This window comes from Longispora sp. NPDC051575 (assembly GCF_040681875.1).
In the GTDB taxonomy this organism is placed as follows: Bacteria; Actinomycetota; Actinomycetes; order Mycobacteriales; family Micromonosporaceae; genus Longispora.
The window spans coordinates 1-3581 of record NZ_JBFAZP010000029.1 but is presented as its reverse complement, the minus strand read 5'-3'; the positions used below and the strand labels follow the sequence as shown (position 1 = coordinate 3581).

The window sequence follows — 3581 nt, the reverse complement described above, 5'->3', positions numbered from 1 at the left end:
TGCATGAGGTGAGTCAAGAGCTTCCTTGGTGGCGGCGTGTCGATGTGGTGCACTAGGTGCTGTTGGCGAGTAAGCCTTACTTGGGAGGCTTGTTGAGCACCGTTACCGGACAACCCCACTACCAGCGGATTGCTGATGATCTGCGGGCCAGAATCCTTGACGGCACCTACCCGCCCGGAAGCTCGCTGCCGTCAGCCAAGAAGCTGATGGACAGCTACGGCGTGTCCTCGACGGTGATCCGCGAGGCGACCGGGGCGTTGAGAGCTGAAGGCGTCGTGAAGGGGCAGCCGGGCAAGGCTGTCTACGTGCTGCGGGAGCCGGATGGCGTCGGTGAACCCAGCGAGGCGGACCTCGCGCGCACGGTCGCCGATTTGGTTGAGACCGTTCGCCTTCTCAGTGAGCGGGTGACCGTTCTTGAAGGTGCTCGCCCGCCGAAGCGGTGATCCTCGGTTCTGCTTGATCGCTGTCATGCATTGAGCGTGCCGCAGCTCCGGTCCATCGTGTAGATGACGTGGCTGGACATGGAAGGACGTGGGGCGTGTCCCAAGAGGATGGCAGGCAGTTCCGGCCCAACCTCGTACTCATCGACCACCGGCGGCGGAAAGGCTGGGAGTCGCGCAGGAAGGCAGCGCGGGAGCTACACCGCCTTGGGCACAAGCACGGCATACGCGAGACTCCTGCGCTTGAGTCCATTGAGAAGGCGATGTACCGGCACGAGACCGGACGTGCCGCGATCACGGACCCGGTTTACCGGCAGCTCTATTGCCTCGCGTACGACGCGAGTCCGCACGACCTCTTCGGAGCATTTGAGGCAGTTGAGGACAGTCGAGACCACTTTGTCGTGCGTTCCCACAAGTTCATTCCAACTTTTGTTGGGGCGGAGGCTGTCGCGCACCTCATTTCGAACTTGGAAATGGCTCCTCAAGTAGAGCAATGGACAGACTGTCGCTCGACTAGTGTCACGCATCCCGGCGGGCCGTGCGACTTGTACGTGTGGCCATTCGGCGTAGCGGTCTACCATCTTGTGGAAGAGCTTGAGTTTCCAAGCCTTGCAGCACTGTCGGTCTGGCGGCAAGCATCGTACCGAGACAACATGCTGTGGACATGTGATGACCTTGAGGCGCATCTAGGAACAGTGCATCCGGCGTCATACATTCTCGGTGCCTATTGGATGGTCAAGCCGCTGTGGTCGGGTGGATTACTTGATACCGCATTGCGCATTCTCTGCACACCCAAGGTTCTACTCCGGAGAAATTCCAACGGCGAAGGAACGCTTGGTCATGCGGAGCTGGTGGAGCGTAGCCTCTTGAGCGAGGGCTATGAGCACGGCGAGATCGTTGACTTTGGAATCAAAGGTGTTTCTTCGGGCTATGCCTCCTGGTCGGGAGTGGTCTACTACCCGACAGCTCCAGACCGAGCATTGACCGAGAACGAGTTTGTAGCATGTGAATTAGCGACTCAATCACTGTGGGCCTACTGCGAGTACATCAACAGCCAAGTTGAATCCGGGCGTGACCCCGTTGTGCCGGGTGAGTACAGTTGGCGGTTCTTGCGGGGGATGCGTTCACGAATGACAACACCAAGGGCGCGCGAGAGTGGACAGCACCGCTCACTGCGGAATGCGGTTTTGCAAACTAGTGACCTTGTGCCCCATCTCGCTCAGGCAATCGAGACGCTTCGCGAATTGAACGAAGGATGATGGAATGAGCTCCGTTCGCTCCGTGCTGATCGTCGTAGACATGCAAAACGGATTTGTGCGAGAGAAGTCCGAGCATGTCGTGCCAATAGTTGTGGACCTCGTGGAGCGTTGGCAGGCTGCCGGCGGCGACACTCTATTTACTCGCTACATCAACTATCCGGGCAGCCCATTTGAGCGGCTCATTCACTGGAGCAGGCTTCAGAGTCAACCTGAAATCGACTTTGTTCCGGAGTTGGTGCCGTACGTGGCTCGGGCGACGGCTGTGCTTGACAAGTTAATCTATACGCCATTTACGGACGCGGGTGCGTCTCTCATTCAAAGCCATGGTTGGACGGACCTGTACATCTGTGGATTGGCTACCGAAAGCTGCGTCCTAAAGACGGCGGTCGATGCATTCGAACGAGACTTGACGCCGTGGGTAATTGAGGATGCATCGGGGAGCCATGCGGGTCAAGAGGCGCATGATGCGGGCATACTCGTAACGAGTCGATTTATCGGAAGTGGGCAGATCATCAATCGTGCGAACATACCTGAGAGTCTGCTTCGAATTCCGAACTGAGCTTGCTCGCCTATGGTGAGTGTTGGTGTCGCCGCTTACGGGTTGAACCTTGCGCTACCTCTGCCAATGAAACAGAGGTAGCGTTACCAGCTATTTTCCGCAGAATTGGCATCGGTCCCCAAGGGGGCCAAGTACCAGTCGGGTCGCCTCGTTGAACCGCTGGGTCTTGGTCGTAAGGGTTTCACTGTTGTATTGGTTCCATGCTGCGATCAGTTCGTTCTGTTCTTGAGGAGTCAGGAGTACCATGGCAGCCCAGACCTGGCTAGTCCTCGGGTTCATATCTGGTGATCCTCTCTCTTTCCTAGAAGTCGCCGCACACTCCGCACGAGGTTGGCTTTAGTGAGGTCGGCACCAGTTGGCAGGTGCCGCACTTTCGCTGAAACTGCCTAAGCCCGGCGCGTAATCCAAATCTCATTTCCTTTTCGGAAACGTGTTGCTTTAGGTCGAGTTGCTTCCTGTTGTGATCATCCAATTGGATGAGGTCAAATTCGATCTTTACTTTTGTTGCCGACATTCCACTATCGGCCAGATCTGAATACCGCTTGACAAGAATTTCGTTAGCGGAGACTGAGTCGGTCGCAGCGGTTAGTTGATCGCTCCATCCTGCGACGAGAGACCACAGAGAAATTGCAAGCAGTGGGAGTCCCAGGACACCAAATGCGGAGATAAGCAGGGGTAGGAATGCGCCGGTCGTGCCGAACGAAAGTACGATTCCACCGGTGATCAGTGGAAGTAAGATTCCGAAGTATGTTTGTAACTGCAATTTGAGCTTGATTCGGCGCGCGCGCCGTTGGAAGATAATCGACGTCCCGAAGGTATGTATGGCGTTATCGCGACATTTTTCCGGGATGGTTTGCTGGCTGCCTGGAGTTGCCTGAGGACTGACCATGTTTGCTCCGGCGATCTATGAGCGCGGTGCGGGTGATGTTTGAGCCCGGAGAGTACCAAGGAGGAGCGGGCGGGTCGGGCACAGGGCTGAGCAGGAGAACGCATGTGTTGGCGGTACGCACGACTGGCCGGGCTAATGCTCGTTGGTAGACACAGCGAGTCGGCACGCGTCCCAGGTGTATCCCATGTATCCCGTGTATCCCTACCCCATCTGACCTGGGAAAACTTGGGATACATCTGGGATACATCGTGGACCCTCGGGCGAGAACGCGAAAGAGCGGCTGAAACACCAGCGTGTGGTGTTTCAGCCGCTCTTCGTGCGCGCGGTCGGCGGGTCAGCCGGCCTTGGCTACCCCGATCGGGCAGCTCAGGCCGTTCGGCCCGTGGTTGCAGTACCCGTTGGGGTTTTTATGGGGCGAGAGGTATTGCTGGTGG

4 protein-coding genes and 1 pseudogene are annotated in these 3581 nt (G+C 57.2%); 3 read left to right on the top strand and 2 right to left on the bottom strand.

Annotated elements, in window-relative coordinates; all coding sequences use genetic code 11:
- The first annotated feature begins 92 nt into the window (after positions 1-92).
- The 3 genes from AB0M43_RS39030 (at position 93) to AB0M43_RS39020 (ending at position 2258) form a co-directional block, all read left to right on the top strand.
- Positions 93-443, top strand: a complete 351-nt coding sequence (locus tag AB0M43_RS39030) for a winged helix-turn-helix domain-containing protein (protein WP_363732848.1) — start codon at positions 93-95, stop codon at positions 441-443.
- Between the two features lie 260 nt (positions 444-703).
- Complete coding sequence (locus AB0M43_RS39025; protein WP_363732845.1) at positions 704-1699, top strand: hypothetical protein; 996 nt, start codon at positions 704-706, stop codon at positions 1697-1699.
- Between the two features lie 4 nt (positions 1700-1703).
- Entirely contained in the window at positions 1704-2258 is a 555-nt protein-coding gene (locus tag AB0M43_RS39020; RefSeq protein ID WP_363732843.1) for a cysteine hydrolase, read from the top strand.
- 301 nt (positions 2259-2559) lie between these two features.
- On the opposite strand, the gene AB0M43_RS39015 is transcribed toward AB0M43_RS39020, so the two are convergent.
- Together AB0M43_RS39015 and AB0M43_RS39010 are read right to left on the bottom strand one after the other, a co-directional pair.
- A complete protein-coding gene (locus tag AB0M43_RS39015) occupies positions 2560-3147 on the bottom strand; it encodes a mobilome CxxCx(11)CxxC protein (protein WP_363732840.1) in 588 nt (195 codons plus the stop codon).
- A gap of 334 nt (positions 3148-3481) precedes the next feature.
- A pseudogene (locus tag AB0M43_RS39010) lies at positions 3482-3581 on the bottom strand (peptide-methionine (S)-S-oxide reductase); the annotation flags it as partial.

Bases quoted from the DNA above. Each gene is read 5' to 3' on its own strand.
- AB0M43_RS39020 (WP_363732843.1), top strand. From the start codon at position 1,704: ATGAGCTCCGTTCGCTCCGTGCTGATCGTCGTAGACATGCAAAACGGA.
- AB0M43_RS39025 (WP_363732845.1), top strand. From the start codon at position 704: ATGTACCGGCACGAGACCGGACGTGCCGCGATCACGGACCCGGTTTAC.
- AB0M43_RS39015 (WP_363732840.1), bottom strand. From the start codon at position 3,147: ATGGTCAGTCCTCAGGCAACTCCAGGCAGCCAGCAAACCATCCCGGAA.